A 19,567-nucleotide genomic window follows, 5' to 3' on the forward strand; every position below is an offset into this window, starting at 1 on the left:
CGGATGAAGATGGTAAGTCGAACCGATATTGGGAAAGTCCGTTTAGTCAATGAGGACCGTGCCGCCATCCATCATCAGCTGAATGGCCTGTCTTTGGCTATTGTAGCGGATGGCATGGGCGGGCATCAGGCTGGCGATATTGCCAGTCAGATGGCCATTGATACGATAGGAGCACAGTTGCAGTCCATCCATTGGGGAATGTCGGTGGAAGCATGTAAGCAATTGCTGAGGGAAGCGATTGAGAAGGCGAACGAGGAGATTTATGCTTTTGCGTCTGGTCAAGAGAAGTACCACGGGATGGGAACGACCGTCGTTGCCGTCATTGCTTCACAGGAGCTTTTGATCATCGGACATATCGGGGATAGCCGTGCATATAAGCTGACAGGGGAATCCATTCAACAGCTGACCGAAGATCATTCTTTGGTCTATGAGTTGGTCAAGAATGGTCAACTTACGCTTGAAGAAGCGGATCACCATCCAAGACGGAATTGGATTACGCGCGCACTAGGTACAGAGCCTAGCGTGGAAGTGGATCTCTATGAGTACACGTGGCGTCCAGACGATGTTATTCTTATTTGTTCGGATGGTTTGAGCGGGTTGGTTGACGATGCCGATATCCTGCGAGTTGTTCGTTCTTACGAGCAGCTGGAGGATGCGGCGGAAGAGTTAATCCAGAGCGCGCTTCGCGAAGGCGGAGATGATAATGTAACGGTCCTTTTACTTGCACATGATCAGGATTCGGACGAAAAGAGGGGTGATGGGAATTGATCGGAAGAAAGCTTGGAGGCCGCTATGAAATCTTAGACCGTATTGGCGGAGGCGGCATGGCTTTAGTTTACAAAGGGCATGATTTGCTTTTGAATCGCAAAGTCGCTGTCAAAGTGCTTCGCCAGCAGTATGTGCACGATGAGGAATTCATTCGTCGCTTCCGCAGAGAAGCTCAAGCAGCCGCTTCCCTATCTCATCCCAATGTGGTCAGTATTTATGACGTGGGACAAGAAGAAGATGTCCATTACATCGTGATGGAATATATCGAAGGCAAGACGTTGAACGATTTGATTAAAGAAAAAGCGCCGCTGCAGGTGGAAGATGCTGTTCATTATGCCAGTCAAATTGCAGATGCCTTGGATCATGCGCATCATAACGAAATCATTCACCGTGACATTAAGCCGCACAATATTTTGATTGGCAAAAATGGCCGTGTAAAGGTGACGGACTTTGGTATCGCGAGAGCCGCGACGTCGTCCACCATTACGCAAACGGGGTCCGTCGTCGGTTCAGTGCATTACTTCTCTCCTGAGCATGCAAAAGGCACGAATACAGGCGAGAAATCTGACTTGTATTCCCTCGGGATTGTGATGTACCAAATGCTGACAGGCCGTCTTCCATTTTTGGGAGAAAGCCCGATTTCGGTTGCATTGAAGCATTTGCAGGAGGATGTGGAAGAGCCGCGCAAGGTGAATCCGCTTATTCCGCAAAGTGTGGAGAACATTATTCTGAAGGCGATGCGCAAAAAGCCAGAGGAACGCTATCAATCTGCGAAATTGATGATGTCGGATCTCGATACGTGTTTGAATCCAGATCGCCGGAATGAAACGAAAATCGCTTTCTGGGACGCTTATGGCATGGATGAAGAGCGTACGCTGGTGATGCCGGCGATTCGCGCCGATCAGTTGGCACAATTCGATGAGGATGAGGATGAACCAGACAAGCCTGCTTGGCGGGATGAGCCTGCCCCATCCAAGAGTAAAGGCTGGGTCAAGCCGCTGATATGGATTGGTGTTTTGTTAATCGTGCTGGGTGCGATGTGGTACCTGGTTGGCTATGTGAAAGGGATGTTCGCGGTGGAGACCGTTGAGGTGCCGAATGTCGTGAACAAACCGCTGACACAAGCGCAAGCTGAATTAACAGCGGCCAAATTAACATTTAAAGTGGAGTATGACGCAGAGAGCAAGCTGGCCAAAGATATTGTCGTAAGTCAGGATCCTAGTGGCATGCGATTGAATGTAGGCACCAAAGTGACGCTGTATGTGAGCAAAGGTGTTCCTAAAGTCAAGATGGATAATTACGCGGGGCAATCCCTTAAGGATGTTAAATTAAAGCTCCTAGCTCTTGGTATTAAGGATGAGCAAATCACGATTACCCAAGAGACATCAGAGAATGCGCCGGATATGATCTTGAAACAATCGCCGCTGGCGGGTGAAGAGTTCGAAGTCGCAAAGGCTGCCATTGCGTTTACGGTGAGCAAAGCGAAGGAAACGTTCAAAATGCCGGATCTGGTTGGCTCCACGGAAGCAGAAGCGAAAGCCCAAATCACGAAGCTGGGATTGAAGCTCCCGGTTAATGGCATTACACGTGAGAAGAGCTACAAGGTTGCCAAAGGGAAGGTCATTCAGCAGTTTCCTTTTGATAAGAACGCCGATGTTTCGGTAGGCTCTGAAATTTCGTTAGTCATCAGTGATGGATTGCCAGAGGATGCTGGACAGCTTACCGTTAGTGTGGCCGTGAGGCCTACGACAGAAGGTAAGGATTCGGAGTTCAAAATCATTGTGAGCGACGCTCAATATGAAAACTTCGAATACAAGACGGAAAAAGTATCGAAGCCGCAAAATTTGGATGTCAAAGTCATTGTCTCTCCCGACAAAAAAGCCGTGATCTTGATTAAAGAAGGGGACACCTTAGTTAATTCAATTACACGCACCTATCAAGATTATTTGGATCAAAAGAATGGCAAGACGGTATCGCCAAGTCCTTCCCCATCGCCGAAGCAGCAAAATTCAGGGCCTGCTATTCCTGTAGGCGGCAATGGACAAGGGCAAACTGGCGGAACGCCTTCTAAACAACCGGCTGGAGGGGCTAATTAATGCCGCAAGGTCTCATCGTCAAAGCGCTTAGCGGTTATTACTATGTATTGCCTGAAGGAACAGTGCTTCATGAGGGGAATACCGTGACCTGCCGTGGAAGAGGCGTGTTCAAAAACAAAAAAATTACGCCTCTTGTTGGAGATCGCGTGATGTTTGAAGCAACGGAGAATGGGGAAGGAACCGTAACGGAAATCCTTCCCCGCTCTTCTGAGTTGATTCGTCCGCCGATTGCCAATGTGGATGTTGTTGTGCTTGTGTTTTCAGTGACCGAGCCTGTTCTCAATACGCAGCTGTTGGACAAGTTTCTAGTGCATATCGAGAATACGGGCATTGATGTGTTGTTATGCTTTACCAAAAGCGATCTGCTCACAGATGCGGCAGAAGCTGCTCACGTGAAAGAAATGACGGCCGCCGAGTTTGATCGGATCACCACGCTGTATCAGGGAATCGGTTACCCTTTTGTAACAACGAGTTCTAGATTAGAAGAAGGCGTAGAGGCGATCCTCGCGCATTTGGAAGGCAAAGTGAGTGTATTTGCTGGACAATCGGGTGTAGGCAAGTCGTCTCTACTGAATAAAATGATCAGCGGGATCGATCTTGAAACGAATGCGATCTCGCAAAGATTGGGACGAGGCAAGCATACGACGCGGCATGTTGAATTGCTGCCGCTTGCGGGCAGCGGCCTTGTTGCCGATACGCCAGGTTTCAGCCAGCTGGACTTCATGGAAGTTGAAGCGGAGGGGCTAAGCAGCTGCTTCAGAGAGTTCGCCGCGGTGGCGGAGGGCTGCCGCTTTCGAGGATGCTTGCATTTGCACGAACCGGATTGCAAAGTAAGGGACGGGGTTGCCAGCGGTACGATCGCAGCTTCCCGTTATGATCATTACCTGCTATTTTTAGCTGAAATCAAAGATCGGAAGAGGAGGTATTAGGCAAATATGGGATATGTAGCACCTTCGATCTTGTCGGCCAACTTTGCTAAGCTAGGCGATGAGATTAGGGACGTTGAGCAAGGTGGGGCGGATTGGATTCATGTGGATGTGATGGATGGCCATTTCGTGCCGAATATTACGATTGGGCCACTGGTTGTTGATGCGATTCGCCCAGTGACCCAGCTTCCGCTTGATGTGCATCTAATGATTGAACAGCCAGATCGATATATTCCTGACTTTGCGAAAGCAGGTGCAGATCTGATCTCGGTGCATGTTGAAGCTTGCACGCACTTGCACCGTACGCTGGATCTGATTAAACAACAGGGAATTAAAGCTGGCGTCGTGCTAAATCCGGCTACTCCAATTTCGCTCATTGAGCACGTGCTCGATGAGCACTTGGATCTGGTGCTAATCATGACCGTGAACCCAGGCTTCGGCGGACAAGCTTTCATCCCAGGGATGCTGAATAAAATTCGTGCACTGCGCGAGCAAGCGAATGCGAAAGGTCTCCATAGGCTTCATATTGAAGTAGATGGGGGCATTAACGAGGTGACGGCTCGTCAGGTCATCGAAGCGGGTGCGGACGTCTTGGTTGCTGGGAATGCGGTTTTCGGGCAAGGGGACCGTGCCGAGGCTATCAGGCGAATACGCGGCTAAAGGGGACAGGACGATGCGATTTCTATGGCTGATGATGTACAGCCTGCTTTGCGCGGTATTATTGACGTGTTTTTCAACGATTCACGATTTCATTAAGTATGTTTTCTCGTTAGGCGCTCTTTACGTCGGTATGCGGTTTTTTCGCCGCTTTGAGCAAATCGGGTTTCGGATCTGGTTTATCGTGATTTCGGTCCTATTCTATTTTATTTTTAGTGTAATTGTTGCGCTTTACACACAGGCGGGCATAACGGCCTCATAGCTGCATACATATAGTTACAAGAGTGATACGCTCTTGTAGCTTTTTTTGCTTTCCGGAAGCAACTGAATTGTGGGAGGAAGTAAAAATAGAAGGCACTTTTTCTACGCTCTGGGCATACACTGTTGTAATGATGTTAAGGAGCAGTCATGCACGTTGTGAAGCGTTTGCTCAAGAAGTCAGTGAATGGCTGCAGGGCGGCACGCTGGCGAAAACTTGAAGGAGGGGTAGAGAATGAAATTCTACACGATCAAACTGCCGAGATTTTTGGGAGGATTCGTGAAAGCCGTACTGAATACATTTAGTAAAAACTAAGGATGTCCCTACTTATGCCATTCTCCCAGGAATGCAAAAAAAGCACCGATTAGGTGCTTTTTGTCATTCACATAAGTAAGTTAAGTATCCGCAGCACGAATTAAACGCGAGCCACTTTTCCGGATTTCAACGCACGAGTACTTACGTAAACCCGTTTCGGTTTACCATCAACGAGGATGCGAACCTTTTGAACGTTAACTCCCCAAGTACGCTTGTTTTTATTGTTAGCGTGGGACACGTGATTTCCTGATTTAGGACTTTTACCTGTAATGAAACATTTGCGGGACATGTTTGACACCTCCTTCGGCAGTATACAAAGAAGCCTGGGTGGCAAGCCTAAGCTTGACATGACAGTATTCCTCAAATTTAGAACTTTCTTGCTATACGTGATTCAACCAGCAAAAACACACTTAAACATAATAGCATAGCGAAAGGAGCCTAGTCAACGTTGCCATGCCTCATTTTTGCCGTTTATTTATGAAGTATGTTATAGTAGAATGTAGATTAGTCTTGGTATAGCGAAACTTGAAGGAGTTGTTACATAATGCCGATTGAACTCACAACCGAGTATGGAAAAGTGTATATTACGAATGAAGTGATTTCAACTCTGGCCGGTTCTGCTGCATTAGATTGTTATGGGCTTGTTGGCATGGCAACGAGAAAACAATTGAAAGACGGGATAGCTGAGCTGCTGGGTCGAGATAATTTAAGCCGCGGTGTTGAGGTTCGCAGAGAGAACGGGCGACTTGAAATCGATCTATATATTATTGTCAGCTATGGAACGAAAATATCCGTAGTAGCAGGGAATGTCCAAACGAAAGTCAAATATATTTTGAATGACGTTGCAGGGTTGCAAGTGGACGATGTGAACATCTTTGTTCAAGGTGTTCGAGTTGCTAAATAGAAGCCCGATAATCAGGAAGGGGAATCACTTTGAGTAAGCGCTTTATTTCAATAAATGGAAATGACTTCACTGCCATGGTCTTGGCGGGTGCGGATAACCTTCGCAGGAATGTTGATAAGGTTAATGGATTGAACGTATTCCCTGTACCCGATGGAGATACTGGCACCAACATGAATTTAACACTCACAGCTGGATGTGAGGAACTTAAGAAGAAGCCATCTTCGCATATTGGGAAAGCCGCTGATGCATTATCCAAAGGGTTACTGATGGGCGCAAGAGGCAATTCTGGTGTGATTCTGTCTCAATTGTTCCGCGGATTTGCGAAGCATGTCCACGATCTAGAGACCGTGAATGTACAGCAATTCGCTGCTGCGTTGCAGCAAGGGGTTGAAACGGCGTATAAAGCGGTCGTTAAGCCAGTGGAAGGAACGATTTTGACCGTTTCCAAAGAAGCGGCTAAACATGCCACGCAATATCGCCGCGGCGGCGATTTGCTAGATTTGATGCAGGAAGTGTTGGACAAGGCCAAAGATGCACTTGCCAAAACACCTGATCAGCTTGCCGTCCTCAAACAGGTAGGCGTTGTCGATGCAGGCGGTCAAGGTCTAGTTTGCGTCTATGAAGGTTTCGTTGCGTCGCTAAGCGGCGGATTGGTTCAAGTGGATGAGGATTTTGCCACAATGGATACGAATTTAGGCGAAGTCTCTGTGCTGCCTGGCTTGGTTCTGGCCAAAGAAGTACATCCGCATTTGCCAGCTCAAGCGCACTTGGCTACGGAAGATATCGAATTCGGCTATTGCACGGAATTCATGTTGACCATTGCCCCTGGCAAGGTCAAAGGGATGACGTTTAGCGAAGGCGCATTTCGCGAGCAGCTTAGCAAACTAGGAGATTCGCTCCTTGTTGTCGCTGATGATGAGCTTGTGAAGGTGCATATCCATGCGGAATATCCAGGTGAGGTCATGAACCACGCTATGAAATATGGCGCACTCAGTCGGATTAAAATTGAAAATATGCGCGATCAGCATTCACATATTCTTGAAGATGTGACGAGCGGCTATGAGGCTCCTGTTGCAGTGCCTGCGGCAGCGGTAGCAGTAGCGAATAAGCCGTACGGCTTCGTGGCTGTTGCGCTAGGCGACGGGATCACGGACATTTTCAGCAGTGTAGGCGTTGATGTCGTACTCTCAGGCGGGCAAACGATGAATCCTAGTACAGAGGACATCGTGAACGCGGTAAATCGTATTGATGCGGACACGATTTATGTACTTCCGAACAATTCGAACATTATTTTGGCCGCGCAGCAAGCAGTTGATCTTGTCGATAACAAAACACTGATTGTGATTCCATCCAAATCGATTCCACAGGGGCTTGCCGCGATTCTGGCTTTCCAAGAGAAAGCAGATGCGAAGACGAATACGGAAGCGATGAGCGAATCGCTCCGCCGTGTTAAATCAGGACAAGTTACCTATGCGGTACGCGATACGAACATGGATGGCATTGCGATTAAGCAGGGACATTTTATAGGGATTCAAGATGGGCGTATTGTCTCTTCACAACCGAGCTTGCTGGATGCGTGCAAAAAGCTGCTGGAGGAAATGATCGACGAAGGCTGTGAAATTGTCACGATCCTGACGGGCGAAGATGCGACAGAGGAAGGGACGGACGAGCTGGAATCCTTCATTCAAACGATGTATCCCGATGTGGAAGTTGAGCTTCATCCTGGTGGACAGCCTCTCTACGCGTACTTGTTCTCGGTTGAGTAATCTGCGCGTTCAGTTGTTGTAAATTCGTAAATGGGAGTGAGCCCTGTGACCAACATACGTATTGTAACGGATAGCACAGCTGATATCCCTTTGGCTGTCAGAGAAGCGTTAAACATTGACATGGTGCCGCTCAAAATTAATTTTGGGGAAGAGCAGTTTCTAGATGCCGTGACGCTGCAGTCGGAGGATTTCTATCCGAAGTTGACTTCCTCCTCGCACTTCCCGACGACTTCAACACCGTCTCCTGGTGAGTTTCTGAACTTCTATGAACGATTGCTCACAGAGCCAGATACAGAAGTGATCTCGATTCATTTGTCTTCCGCGTTAAGCGGCACGTGCAGAACGGCGGAGTTAGCCGCTACGATGCTCGAAGGGGAGCAGGCTGGCAAAGTTCACGTGGTGGATTCCTGCTCAGCCTCGTACGGGATTGGCGCGCTTGTTGTTGCAGCAGCCGAGGCAGCTCGCGCAGGAAAGTCTGTTGACGAGATTGTTGCGATGGTTGGGATGATGCGTTCGCAATTTTATATTTACTTCCTTGTAGACACACTGGAGTTTCTGCAAAAGGGCGGCAGAATCGGCAAGGCGTCGGCGTTGCTCGGTTCGCTGCTGAATATTAAACCGATTCTTTCTTTGGATGGGGCAGGGGAAGTGACGGTTGTGGACAAGGTGCGCGGCAATAAGAAAGCCATTGCGCGCATTCTCGAGCTGTTAGCTGCGGATGTGTCAGATAAGACGATTCGTACGCTGCATATTGCTCATGCCAATAATTTGGAAGGCGCGGAGGGGCTGCGTGAGGCCATCGAACAACGATTCGGTGTGGCGCATACAGGGTATATTTCATTGGGTCCTGTTATTGGTGCACACGCTGGACCTGGGACGATCGCAGCATTCGTGAGTACGGTGTAAGAGATGGATTTAAATCAATGTCAAGTACGTGAAGTCCATGGAGTTGGCGCTCAGAAAGCACTTGAGCTAAACGCCATGGGCGTTTTTACGGTTATGGATTTATTGGAGTATGTGCCTTTTCGTTACGAGGATTATACCGTTCGTGATCTGGCAAGCGTGAAGGATGGCGACCGCGTCACCGTGAAGGGCTATATCATCGGCGAGCCAGTGCTCCAGCGGTACAGTGGGAAGTCTCGATTATCCTGCAAGGTCATGGTCGATGATTTCTTGTTGACGGCGGTGTGGTTTAACCGCCATTTCTTGAAGGATCGCTTGCGGCCGCAGCAGGAGATTATTCTTACTGGCAAATGGGACGCCAAGCGTCGCCAAATGAGTGTGTCCGATTCGGAGTTCCCTGGACAGGGGGATTCGAATACCGGCACGATTCAGCCGGTCTATTCGGTTGCAGGCTCGATTACACAGAAATGGATGCGTAAGGTGATTCAGCAGGCGCTGACACAGTACAGCGCATTGATCAGTGAAGTGCTGCCAGCGGGCATTACTGGCAGGTACGGGTTCATGCCGCGCAGCAAGGCGCTGGCTGTCATCCACACGCCGAGCGGCGTGGAGGAAGGGAAGCAGGCACGCAGGCGCATGGTGTATGAGGAGCTGTTCCTCTTCCAGCTCAAGCTCCAGGCATACCGTGCCGTGACGCGCAGCCGCACGGATGGGGTGAAGCAGGGGGTCGATCTGCCTGCTGTCCGCGCCTTCGTGCGCGCGCTCCCCTTCCAGCTGACGGAGTCGCAGAAGAAGGTCGTCGGAGAGCTCCTGCACGACATGCAGGAGCCCTACGCGATGAACCGACTGCTGCAGGGCGATGTCGGTGCGGGGAAAACGATCGTCGCGGCCATCGGCCTCTACGCGACGGTCACGGCCGGTTACCAAGGCGCGCTGATGGTGCCGACGGAAATTCTCGCTGAGCAGCACAATCGCTCGCTGAGCGCCTTGTTTGAGCCGTATGGGCTGCAGGTCGCTCTGCTGACTGGAAGTTCAACGGACCGCCAGCGGAGGGATTTGCTGGCCTCGCTGCAGATGGGCTTGATCCACGTCTTGGTGGGGACACATGCGTTGATCCAAGAGGACGTTTACTTCCGCCAGCTGGGTCTGGTGGTGACGGACGAGCAGCATCGCTTCGGGGTTAACCAGCGCAGCATTCTGCGGCGCAAGGGGATGAATCCCGACGTGCTGACGATGACGGCGACGCCGATTCCGCGCACGCTGGCGATTACAGCCTTCGGCGACATGGACGTGTCGACGCTGCGCGAGCTGCCGAAGGGGCGTAAGCCGATCAAAACGTACGCGGTTCAGCACGCGATGCTGGAGCGTGTGCTCGGCTTCATCCAGCGCGAGGTGGCTGCAGGCCGGCAGGCGTATGTGATTTGTCCGCTCATCGAAGAGTCGGACAAGCTGGACGTGCAGAATGCCATCGACGTCCATATTCAGTTGCAGCAGCACTTCCCGCAATTGCGGATCGGCTTGCTGCATGGCCGGATGAGCGCGCAGGAGAAAGAAGCGATTATGCGCGCTTTCAAGGAAGGCACCGTGGAGGCGCTTGTATCGACCACGGTGATTGAGGTGGGCGTGGACGTGCCGAACGCCACGCTGATGGTGATCTACGACGCCGACCGTTTCGGCCTGTCGCAGCTGCATCAGCTGCGCGGCCGGGTGGGCCGCGGCGAGCATCAGTCCTTCTGCGTGCTCATTGCCGACCCGAAGACCGAGGTCGGGAAGGAGCGCATGAAGGCGATGACGGAGACGACCGACGGCTTCGAGATTGCGCGGCGCGATCTAGAGCTGCGCGGGCCCGGTGATTTCTTCGGCACGAAGCAAAGCGGGCTGCCAGAGTTCCGTATCGCCGATATGATGGCGGATTTCGAAGTGATGGAGCAGGCGCGTGATGACGCGGCTGAGCTTGTCGGCGACTCGTCCTTCTGGACGGGAGCGTCTTTCATGCCGCTGCGGGCGTATTTGGAGCGGGCTCATATTTTTGATAGTGAAGTGCTAGATTAGTAGAGAGTAGGTACCGCCAATGACTTATTTTCTCATTTATGTATTGCTGATGAATATCATTACGTTTATTGAGATGGGGCATGACAAAGGACAAGCCAAGAAAGGCGGACGCCGAGTGCCAGAGAAGCGGCTATTCTGGCTCGCTGCCCTTGGCGGCGGTATAGGCGGCTGGCTTGGCATGCGTGTGTGGCGGCATAAGACGAAGCATACTTCGTTTGTTGTAGGGTTCCCGCTGCTCATTGCGCTGAATTGTATCTGTGTTATCCTGATTGCGATGTATATGTAAAGTGAAGGGACAGCTGCCGGAAACAGTGGCTGTTTTTCTTATATCCCGTTCCCTTAGTCAAGTTTGCCTACTTTTACTCATAGGATAGGAGCATGACGGGTATCGGAGGTGCGGGCATGAGTTATCAGCAATATGGCATCGATCCTGCGCTCGTGGAGCGTGTAAAGTTTAAAATGAAAAATCCAGAGGTCAAAGAACGGATTAAGATGCTGCTGCAGGGCGTCACGAAGGCAGATTTGCAAAATGTGGCGAAGGTTACACGCTTAGTTGGTCTAGCTGCTGGTATTTTGGGAGAGGCACTGTCGGGGAGTCAGACGAATCAGATTGTCACGTTTATTTTGGCACAAAAAATTGATCCGAATAACACGTTTCACTTGATTAAGCTATGGACGATGTTCCGTTAGGATGACAATGAAAACGCCATTTGCAGCGTGGAGGATGCGCTGCAAATGGCGTTTTTCGTTGATTAACCAGAAAATCTTTCTTTTTTCATAAAAATAAAATTCCAAAAAATTCACTTGCATAACGAATACGTGTTCGGTATATAATATGTAAAAACGAATATATGTTCGCATATGGTGGTGAGGACATGAGTGGTGCATCACGAGTTGAGACAGAAGAGGATGTTCAAATGATTAAGGATTACACATTGCTGCCGATTTTGCTGGATATGCTGGCAAGAGATATGGAAGAGCTGAAGGTTTATAAAGATAAGATCATCTACAATCACATCCTTTTTTATTTGAGAGAGGTTGAGATGGCGATTTACCCAGAATTACAGCGGTTAAAAAGTGTGATGAAGCAGCGAGACATTAAAGTGCTTCACACGGAAACGAATGCCCTCGGCATTCAGATCGAGTACAAAGTGCGAGGTTATATTCACCATTTCACAATGCTGCGCAGTTTGGTCAAGGCTGAGCTTATGACAACGCTGATGAATATGCGGGGGGAATTGCGATGAGCCAAGGGAGCAAGGGCGGAGAGCGAACGATCTTTCTGGCAGACTGCCAGAGTTTTTATGCCAGTGTGGAGAAGGCTGATCATCCAGGCCTGGAGAATAGGCCAGTCGCCGTCGCAGGAGATCCTGCGCTGAGGTCGGGAATTATTTTGGCGGCCTGCCCCATCGCTAAGCAGTTTGGGGTATCCACCGCCGAGCGTTTGGGAGAAGCGCTAAAGAAATGCCCTGAGCTGGTCGTCATGCGCCCGCGCATGCAGCATTACATCGATGTTTCCCTGATGATTACCCGCATTTATGAAGAATTTACGGATCTGGTGGAAGTGTTCAGTATCGATGAGCAGTTCCTGGATGTTACCGGAAGTCTGGCGATCTTCGGAGATCCTGTTCTCATTGCCCAGACACTGCAGCAAAAGGTGCTTAAACAAACAGGGGTTAAGGTCCGGATCGGGATCAGCTCCAACAAAATACTAGCCAAAATCGCGACCGATATATGGGCTAAAAAAAATCAAAGCGGCATTTTTACGTTGCACCCGTCGGCGATCGGACAGTTATGGGCAGAGCCGGTTAGTAAGATGTTCGGTGTAGGCTCGCGGATGACGGCGCATTTTGCCAAGTTGGGCATGTATACCATCGGTGATGTGGCCCGAACACCGTTGCCGCAGCTGAAGCAGAAATTTCGTGCACGCTTCGGCAAGCAATCGGACATTCACGCGGAAGTCATGTGGCGAACGGCGAATGGTTTGGACGATAGCCCCGTTACACCAGGTACGTTTGATACGCCGCCGAAATCGATCGGCCATATGATGACGCTGCCCAGGGACTATGCGGAGTCGTCGGAAGTCAACACCATCCTCATGGAGCTGACGGAGGAAGTGTGCCGTGACTGCCGCCGCAAAGGATATATGGCGTCTATTGTGACGGTTAGCTGCATGTGCAGCCCCTTTGATGCGCCGACAGGCTTTTCGCGCCAGATGAAAATGCCAGATCCTACGAACCATACAGGGACTGTCTTTCAGGCTGTCAAGCAGCTGTTCTATAAGTTCTGGGACACCATGCCTGTTCGCAGAGCAGGGGTCATGTTGAGCCAGTTTGTGGATGATCAGACCTATCAGCTTACGCTTTTTGAGGATCAAGTTAAGGCAAGGGCACTGGAAAAGGTGACAGACAGCATCAAGGATCGGTTCGGCAATGCGGCGATCGTTCGCGCATCCTCTTTGACAGCGGCTGGTCAAGCGCAGGTTCGCTCACTCAAAATTGGAGGTCACTATAAATGAGCAAGAAACTGGAGAAGAACGGCTTGTGGGAATCCAGTCGGATGATGCTGCCGCAGCATCGAGAAGCTTTTCAAAGTTGGCGTCACGATAAATCAATGCCCACGAAGCGTCCGACAGCGGATGAAATTGGTATTATGCGAGAATCGGTCCTGCTGCCGATGATGCATACGATCGTGCTGCGAAGGTCGCATGAAGTGGAGCGCTCGTCGGAAATGTTGCGAACACTGTATGCGAAAGTGGCTCAGGTGCTGGCCAAACAGATGTATGCGGATTTAGCCAAAGTGAAGCGGCATATGTTGGAGAACGGCATGCATGTGCAGGAAGAGGAGAAAGACGATTGCATGATTCGTTACCGCTACACGTGCCGGGAACACGAAGATCGGTTTACGATGACGCGGGATTATATGCGCGCGGAGATTGGTGTAAGAATCGGCCGGTATGCCGATAGTTTGGTTGCCACGATTTATGGGATGGATTCGCGCGTCAGCGTGTTAGAGGCGGCAGAGAACAAGAAGAAACCGTGAGTCAGTTCAAGAATATCGCTACATCAATTCGCACAGTTTGAAGGAGAACGATGCTTCGGGCTGTGCGAATTGACGTATGCCTCTCTTTTTCCCATAATGGAGAAAGAGGAACAGGAACACCGTGAGTGAAGGAGAAGGATGTTAGCGATGTGCGGACGCTACACGATTACGGTAACATTAGAAGAATTGATGCTGCGTTATGACATGTATGACACCTATATGCCAAGGTATGGTCCTAAATATAACGTAGCACCAGGACAACAGGTGATGGCGATCGTTCATGACGGACAGCAGAACAAGCTGGGAGAGCTGCGCTGGGGATTGATTCCCGAATGGGCCAAAGAGGAGAAGATCGGCTACCAAATGCTTAATGCAAGAGCCGAGACCTTGGCGGACAAGCCTGCATTTCGCAAGCCTTTTGAACGTAAGCGCTGCCTGATTCCTGCGGATTCCTTCTACGATTGGAAAGGGACAGGAAAGCAAAAGCAGCCGATGCGCATCATGCTTCGCACTGGGGAGTTGTTCAGCATGGCTGGACTGTACGATACATGGACGTCTCCAGATGGCGTGCGAATATCCACTTGTACGGTGATTACAACAGAGTCAAACACGATGATGAAGGAGATTCATGATCGTATGCCCGTTATTTTACCGCGGGAGAAGGAAGCGCTTTGGCTGGATCGCACGAACAGGAGCGTTAATCAACTGCAGGCTTTGCTGCAGTCGTATCCGTCGGAACACATGATGGCGTATCCCGTGTCCAACCGGGTCGGTAATGTGCGCAATGATGATGAGTTGTGTATTGAGCCGATAAGCTTATTACTCTAGCACAGATGGCAGCTAAAAAGGAGAATCTAGTCACATGAGGAACGGTATGATAATAAGAATTGTTATGATGCTCGCCACCGTCATCGGGATTAATGGCTATATAGGCTGGCATGTGAACGTATGGTTATCCCACTTGATGAAGGCGTCGTTTCAGCCAGTACTGTTTTGGGTGGTATATTGGATCCTTGCTTTATCTTATTTACTCGCTTGGTTGGGCTCACGCATTCTGCATGCCAGGGTTTCACGTACGCTTAAAATTGTAGGATCCTACTGGTTTGCCCTTATCCAATTCGGTGTACTTCTCTTGCCAGTTACAGATATCGCGGCGATCGTTCTTTACTTAGCCTCGGTTCGTTCGGCGACCTATGTGCCAGTTCTGGGTTGGATTGACGTCGTGCTCCTGCTGGTATTCCTACTGATAGGCTCTTATTTCGCGAGAACGCCGATTGTTCGCAAGTACGAGATTACGATCCCCAAACGTGCAGGAGACTGGAAACAGCTGCGTGTCGCTGTGGCTTCGGATATCCATCTCGGCGTCATTGTCGGTAATCGCCATTTGCGCAAGTTAGTCCAGCATGTAAATGAGATGAAGCCAGATTTGATTTTGCTGCCAGGTGATGTTATTGATGATGATATTAGGCCCTTTATTCAGGGAAAAATGGGACTGACCCTAGGGCAGCTGCAGGCGCCGCTCGGCATTTATGCTGTGCTGGGCAACCACGAATATTACGGGGGACATGTCCCTGCATTCGTGGAACAAATGGAAAAAATTGGCATTCGTGTGCTGATGGATGAAGTTGTTCATTTACAAGAACGGGTGTACATCGTAGGGCGTAAAGATAAAACAGCGGAGCAATCCGCCGAAGGGCGTAAATCGTTGGTTTCCTTATTGGCGGGCACTGACGGCACGCAGCCGATCATTGTTATGGATCATCAACCTCATCAACTGAACAAAGCGGTAGAGGCAGGAGCGGATGTGATGCTGTCAGGGCATACACACCGAGGTCAGATTGCGCCGAATCACTTGTTTACGAAACGGCTTTTTGAGCTGGATTGGGGCTACTTGCGTAAAGGCAATCTGCACGCAATTGTATCCTCAGGCTTCGGGACATGGGGACCGCCGATTCGATTAGGCAGCCAGTCCGAAATCATTGAGTTGATCATACATTTTACAAACGAGAGAGAAGAGGGTTAAATCTTATGCAAGAGGCTGATAAAAAACAAATTACTCCTGTGGAGCTGGCAGCAGCAATGATGCAGCTAACCATGAAAAGTATAGAGAATAGCTGGGAGACGTTAAAGCCAGCCGTACTGGCGTATTTATCTACTCCTGTGTTAACGATGGCCAAAGAAGACGAGTTGGTGCGTGACATTTACGTAGCGGCGTTAGCCTTAGAAATTTACTGCATTCCTCACGCTTTTGAGGAAGCAACAGCGCGACTAGTCAGCCAAGGAATGGGAAAGGTTATGGCTTCGGAGAATTTGGTGGAGCATCGCTTATCTGAATCGATCGCGAACGATTACCTCCCTCGTTTGGAAGCGATAGCCCAGAGGCAGCCAGCAGACTTAGCGCTAGAGCTTGTCCAGGAAGCAACGACAATATTATATGAACGCATCGATCTTCCACTGAAGCCAGTGGATCCCGCTACGAGTTTGTTGTGGGCAAAATTATTTCCATTTTTAGCTGGTATCGTGGGAAAATGGCCCGTTCTAGCTGTGAGATTTGAGGTTATGACAAACAATGACTAACAAACGAGTCAACGTATATATCTTGTCTGGGTTCCTAGGGAGTGGCAAAACGACCTTATTGACCAAAGCCATTACATATTTCACGGAAGCCGGGCGCAAGCCAGCTGTTATTATGAACGAAATCGGTGAAGTGAATCTAGATGGACAATTAATAGCGGAAGAAGTGCCTATGTCTGATCTGCTTGGTGGTTGCATATGCTGCTCCAGTCGCGGCGATCTGGCGACAGCGCTGAATGATCTTGTGACAAAGGAGCAGATCGATGTGATTTTCGTGGAGTCGACAGGCGTCGCAAATCCAATGGAAATCATCGATGAAGTAACCGATGCTTCACTCGTGCTCCCGATCGAGCTATCTGCGATGATTACAGTCGTGGATGCACCACAGTTGCTTGAATTAAATCGTACTAGTCGCGGCAAAACATTCAGGTTGATGAGGGATCAAATTCGGTGTGCCAACTTGCTGCTGCTCAATAAGACTGATCTGCTCCAAGAAGAAGCACTTGAAGAAGTACATGAGCTGGTGAGGGAATGGAATCCCTACGCAGACTTGCACAAAACGGTGTTCAGCCAAATTGATCTCCAGCTAATCGAGAATATTCATGTCGAGGCCTCGGACGAGGCTCGGACGGCAGCTGTACACGATCATGCTGTGGAATCGGATGATAAGCATACGCATGAGGCACATCATCATTCTCATCGGCATGTAATGGCGTATACACATTTTTTCGAGCGGGCGGTGGATAGTGGAGCATTTGAAGAATTCATAAGCAAGCTTCCGCAGGAAGTATACAGAGCTAAGGGAGTTCTCACCTTTTCAGATACATCAAGTCGGTTCCTATTCCAATACGCATATAGAGAAATGGATTTCGTGAAAATTACCCCAAAAGGCAATGTGCCTGATGTCGCCGTTTTTATCGGAGAGAACTTCGCAAAGGATGCGATACGTTCGGAGTTGTTGAGGCTAGAGAAGTCATCTGATCCAACGGATACAAAATAGGGATGGGAAATGCATTTACAGAAAGGGTACCACACTTGACGCAAGAGGCTCATTTGCTGCACTATAATAGGATAAGATTTTAAGACAGAGGGGTCATGCAAGTGAGTGCGCATACACATACGATCGATGAGATGCTCAAAGCGATGTCGCAGCAAGGCTGGCGAATTACAGAGCAACGTAGAAGCCTGGCGACCCTATTCGCAGAGTCGGGCAGTTACTTATCGCCGAAGGATGTTTATGATCATATGAAATTGCAATATCCAGGCATAAGCTTTGAAACGGTTTATCGTAATCTCCGATTATTAAGTGAGATGGGTGTTCTGGAACAATTTCATTTGGCTGATGGCCTCAAATTCAAAGCGAGTTGTTTGTCACACCATCATCATCACATGATTTGTCTGAGCTGTGAGAAGACAGTGACCTTTGAGTTTTGCCCGATGAAGCTTGTGCAAGATTTGCCAGAAAGCTTTGATATTCAAAGTCACCGGTTTGAGATATTTGGTTATTGTGCGGATTGCAAAACAAATGTGTCTGCTTCGCAAGTAGGGGAGTAATCGGAATGTTTGGAAATATGGAGGGAGCAGTCTGCGGGGGGAAGCCTCGTAAGACTGCTCCTTTTTGAATCGAAATTATTTGCCTTTGGTCACGTGGAGGAGTTCCGGAACGGTAACAAAGGTATAGCCCGCTGCTTTTAACTTGCTGATTAACGGCGAAATGGCTTGAACCGTACCCGACAAATCTTGGCTGTCAGCGCCGCCAGAGTGTTGGAGAATAATGGATCCTGGCTTCGTCTGCTGCATAATGTTGTGCAAGACTTGTTCAGCTTTCAGTGATTTCCAATCTAAAGAATCCACATTCCAGTTCACAATTAAATAGTGATGATCAGCAATCCACCTTACTTGCTCTTCATTGATAGCCCCGTATGGCGGGCGGATTAATTTAGGAGCATAGCCGATCATGCCTTGTAAAATACTTTCCGTACTGACGATTTGATTCTGAAATTTATCCGCAGAAAGCTTCGGCAGATTCTCGTGACTATAGGAGTGATTACCAATCACGTGACCTTCATTAACAATTCGTTTGATGATATCTGGATGCGTATAGGCCATAGAGCCCAACACAAAAAAAGTGGCTTTCACCCCATTAGCTTTTAGTGCATCAAGCACCTTGGGGGTAAACCTTGTATCAGGTCCATCGTCAAAGGTTAATGCTACTTTCTTCTCCTGACTTGAGCCCCGAAGCTTAAAGGTGTCTGGATACTTCACGACCAGTTGTGAAAGCGTAAGCTTCTTTTGAAGAATCCTCGCTTGGCCTTGATTTTTTTGCACAGGCAACGAAGGTCGCTTAGAAGATTCGGGCTGTGAAGTTGCTTTTTTCGGACTACTCTTAGATTTCACGTTCGATGTTGATCTTTCGTTTGGACTAGGTGAACGTGGGGCGAAAGTAGTTGCTGGGGTCGTGGATGACAATGGAAAACTAGTAGGTGACATAGAAAGGTCAGCGTTCAACCGCGTAGTTTCTTTATCTAGCTGGGATTCCACAAGGCCGCGGCTAACTTGGGTGGATGAATAGGTGGTATCTGGATTGGAATGGCGGGTTGAGCTTTGATCTTGCAAAGGCTTTGCTAAAGGTACACCGCAGCTGCTTACAAGCAGACAAACGATGCTTAAGGACCAAAGCCGATTGGTCATGGCAATCCCCTCCGAGCATTATGAATATGCTCTAGGTTTTGTATAGGAGGGGTTTATTATCCTGTGCAAATTAAGGGAACGGCGACGGTTCATGAAATGATTTTCTGAAACGTTACAATATCTAGAAAACGCCCCCATTTAAAGCCGACCTCTCGATAATAGGCGCATTGTTGGTAGCCGTTTCGCGTAAACATGTGGATACTGGCAGCGTTATCCGCGCATACCGTAGCAATCAAAGAGTGGAAGCCGCGTTTCTGGGCAATCGCTTCAATAAACTGAATGGAGGCTGAGCCCAGCCCTTTGCCAACGCATTCGGGATGAAGATAGATGGTAACTTCACCAGTCGGATCATAGGCTTGTTTTTTCTTATGGGGCATGATTTGCACGTAACCTTGGGGTTTTCCGTCGAGTTGTACTACGTAGGTCTGATAACGGGAATTGGGGTGAATTACGCTGTCTGTGAACTCGGACAATGTTACGGGTTCCGTATGGAAAGAGTGAGTCGAGTGGACAACAAAGTAATTGTAAACATCCATGAGAAAAGGGATATCGGTTGTTTCTAGCTGTTTAAAAGCAGGCGTAGACATAGGATGAGCACCTCGCGTAGCTGGACA

General features: G+C 49.2%; 23 protein-coding genes. 20 read left to right on the forward strand and 3 right to left on the reverse strand.

From position 1 onward, the window contains the following. The first annotated feature begins 3 nt into the window (after positions 1 to 3). From MJB10_RS10960 to spoVM, 6 genes are all read left to right on the forward strand, one after another. Positions 4 to 768, forward strand: a complete 765-nt coding sequence (locus MJB10_RS10960; protein ID WP_314804761.1) for a Stp1/IreP family PP2C-type Ser/Thr phosphatase — start codon at positions 4 to 6, stop codon at positions 766 to 768. Continuing rightward, complete coding sequence (pknB, locus tag MJB10_RS10965; RefSeq protein ID WP_314804762.1) at positions 765 to 2,864, forward strand: Stk1 family PASTA domain-containing Ser/Thr kinase; 2,100 nt, start codon at positions 765 to 767, stop codon at positions 2,862 to 2,864. The genes MJB10_RS10960 and pknB overlap by 4 nt, the downstream gene beginning before the upstream one ends. Continuing rightward, positions 2,864 to 3,793 (forward strand): ribosome small subunit-dependent GTPase A, encoded by a 930-nt coding sequence (gene rsgA, locus MJB10_RS10970; RefSeq protein WP_314804764.1) that lies wholly within the window; start codon positions 2,864 to 2,866, stop codon positions 3,791 to 3,793. Before pknB ends, rsgA begins: the two co-directional genes overlap by 1 nt. 6 nt (positions 3,794 to 3,799) lie before the next feature. Continuing rightward, on the forward strand, positions 3,800 to 4,450 hold the full coding sequence (gene rpe / locus MJB10_RS10975) for a ribulose-phosphate 3-epimerase (protein ID WP_314804766.1): 651 nt from the start codon (positions 3,800 to 3,802) through the stop codon (positions 4,448 to 4,450). A 13-nt stretch (positions 4,451 to 4,463) separates the two neighbouring features. Beyond that, positions 4,464 to 4,709: a hypothetical protein gene (locus tag MJB10_RS10980; RefSeq protein WP_314804768.1), complete on the forward strand. Its 246-nt coding sequence runs from the start codon at positions 4,464 to 4,466 to the stop codon at positions 4,707 to 4,709. A 231-nt stretch (positions 4,710 to 4,940) separates the two neighbouring features. Then, complete coding sequence (gene spoVM / locus MJB10_RS10985) at positions 4,941 to 5,021, forward strand: stage V sporulation protein SpoVM (RefSeq protein WP_036634233.1); 81 nt, start codon at positions 4,941 to 4,943, stop codon at positions 5,019 to 5,021. 100 nt (positions 5,022 to 5,121) lie between these two features. On the opposite strand, the gene rpmB is transcribed toward spoVM, so the two are convergent. Next, positions 5,122 to 5,310 (reverse strand): 50S ribosomal protein L28, encoded by a 189-nt coding sequence (gene rpmB / locus MJB10_RS10990; protein ID WP_028558211.1) that lies wholly within the window; start codon positions 5,308 to 5,310, stop codon positions 5,122 to 5,124. A 255-nt stretch (positions 5,311 to 5,565) separates the two neighbouring features. Here rpmB and MJB10_RS10995 point away from each other — a divergent pair, with 255 nt between their 5' ends. The 14 genes from MJB10_RS10995 (at position 5,566) to MJB10_RS11060 (ending at position 17,816) form a co-directional block, all read left to right on the forward strand. Next, positions 5,566 to 5,925: an Asp23/Gls24 family envelope stress response protein gene (locus MJB10_RS10995; protein ID WP_314804773.1), complete on the forward strand. Its 360-nt coding sequence runs from the start codon at positions 5,566 to 5,568 to the stop codon at positions 5,923 to 5,925. A 29-nt stretch (positions 5,926 to 5,954) separates the two neighbouring features. Then, positions 5,955 to 7,691: a DAK2 domain-containing protein gene (locus MJB10_RS11000; RefSeq protein WP_314804775.1), complete on the forward strand. Its 1,737-nt coding sequence runs from the start codon at positions 5,955 to 5,957 to the stop codon at positions 7,689 to 7,691. A gap of 45 nt (positions 7,692 to 7,736) precedes the next feature. Next, entirely contained in the window at positions 7,737 to 8,597 is an 861-nt protein-coding gene (locus tag MJB10_RS11005; RefSeq protein WP_314804776.1) for a DegV family protein, read from the forward strand. 3 nt (positions 8,598 to 8,600) lie between these two features. Continuing rightward, positions 8,601 to 10,646, forward strand: a complete 2,046-nt coding sequence (recG, locus tag MJB10_RS11010) for an ATP-dependent DNA helicase RecG (protein ID WP_314804777.1) — start codon at positions 8,601 to 8,603, stop codon at positions 10,644 to 10,646. Between the two features lie 19 nt (positions 10,647 to 10,665). Continuing rightward, positions 10,666 to 10,932, forward strand: a complete 267-nt coding sequence (locus tag MJB10_RS11015) for a DUF1294 domain-containing protein (RefSeq protein ID WP_314804779.1) — start codon at positions 10,666 to 10,668, stop codon at positions 10,930 to 10,932. Positions 10,933 to 11,048: 116 nt separating this feature from the next. Beyond that, positions 11,049 to 11,336, forward strand: coding sequence for a stage VI sporulation protein F (locus MJB10_RS11020; RefSeq protein WP_314804780.1), 288 nt, complete (start codon positions 11,049 to 11,051; stop codon positions 11,334 to 11,336). Between the two features lie 185 nt (positions 11,337 to 11,521). Beyond that, complete coding sequence (locus MJB10_RS11025) at positions 11,522 to 11,893, forward strand: hypothetical protein (RefSeq protein WP_314804782.1); 372 nt, start codon at positions 11,522 to 11,524, stop codon at positions 11,891 to 11,893. After that, positions 11,890 to 13,164: a DNA polymerase IV gene (locus MJB10_RS11030; protein WP_314804784.1), complete on the forward strand. Its 1,275-nt coding sequence runs from the start codon at positions 11,890 to 11,892 to the stop codon at positions 13,162 to 13,164. The genes MJB10_RS11025 and MJB10_RS11030 overlap by 4 nt, the downstream gene beginning before the upstream one ends. Then, on the forward strand, positions 13,161 to 13,688 hold the full coding sequence (locus tag MJB10_RS11035) for a hypothetical protein (RefSeq protein WP_314804785.1): 528 nt from the start codon (positions 13,161 to 13,163) through the stop codon (positions 13,686 to 13,688). Before MJB10_RS11030 ends, MJB10_RS11035 begins: the two co-directional genes overlap by 4 nt. Positions 13,689 to 13,835: 147 nt before the next feature. After that, positions 13,836 to 14,516 carry an SOS response-associated peptidase gene (locus MJB10_RS11040; protein WP_314804787.1) on the forward strand — a complete coding sequence of 227 codons (681 nt, stop codon included), beginning with the start codon at positions 13,836 to 13,838 and terminating at the stop codon, positions 14,514 to 14,516. Between the two features lie 46 nt (positions 14,517 to 14,562). Continuing rightward, positions 14,563 to 15,711 (forward strand): metallophosphoesterase, encoded by a 1,149-nt coding sequence (locus MJB10_RS11045; RefSeq protein WP_314804789.1) that lies wholly within the window; start codon positions 14,563 to 14,565, stop codon positions 15,709 to 15,711. A 5-nt stretch (positions 15,712 to 15,716) separates the two neighbouring features. Next, positions 15,717 to 16,265: a hypothetical protein gene (locus MJB10_RS11050; RefSeq protein WP_314804791.1), complete on the forward strand. Its 549-nt coding sequence runs from the start codon at positions 15,717 to 15,719 to the stop codon at positions 16,263 to 16,265. Beyond that, on the forward strand, positions 16,258 to 17,262 hold the full coding sequence (locus MJB10_RS11055; protein WP_314804792.1) for a CobW family GTP-binding protein: 1,005 nt from the start codon (positions 16,258 to 16,260) through the stop codon (positions 17,260 to 17,262). The genes MJB10_RS11050 and MJB10_RS11055 overlap by 8 nt, the downstream gene beginning before the upstream one ends. A gap of 131 nt (positions 17,263 to 17,393) precedes the next feature. Then, positions 17,394 to 17,816, forward strand: a complete 423-nt coding sequence (locus MJB10_RS11060; protein WP_314805573.1) for a Fur family transcriptional regulator — start codon at positions 17,394 to 17,396, stop codon at positions 17,814 to 17,816. A gap of 75 nt (positions 17,817 to 17,891) precedes the next feature. Here the strand turns inward: MJB10_RS11060 and MJB10_RS11065 are convergent, their stop codons facing one another. Continuing rightward, the gene (locus MJB10_RS11065; RefSeq protein ID WP_314804793.1) at positions 17,892 to 18,953 is read right to left on the reverse strand and encodes a polysaccharide deacetylase family protein; all 1,062 of its coding nucleotides are present in this window, start codon (positions 18,951 to 18,953) and stop codon (positions 17,892 to 17,894) included. Between the two features lie 89 nt (positions 18,954 to 19,042). Next, complete coding sequence (locus MJB10_RS11070; RefSeq protein WP_314804795.1) at positions 19,043 to 19,540, reverse strand: GNAT family N-acetyltransferase; 498 nt, start codon at positions 19,538 to 19,540, stop codon at positions 19,043 to 19,045. Between the last annotated feature and the right edge of the window lie 27 nt (positions 19,541 to 19,567).

Origin of the sequence: Paenibacillus sp. MBLB1832, from assembly GCF_032271945.1 — a bacterium.
GTDB lineage: Bacteria > Bacillota > Bacilli > Paenibacillales > NBRC-103111 > Paenibacillus_E > Paenibacillus_E roseopurpureus.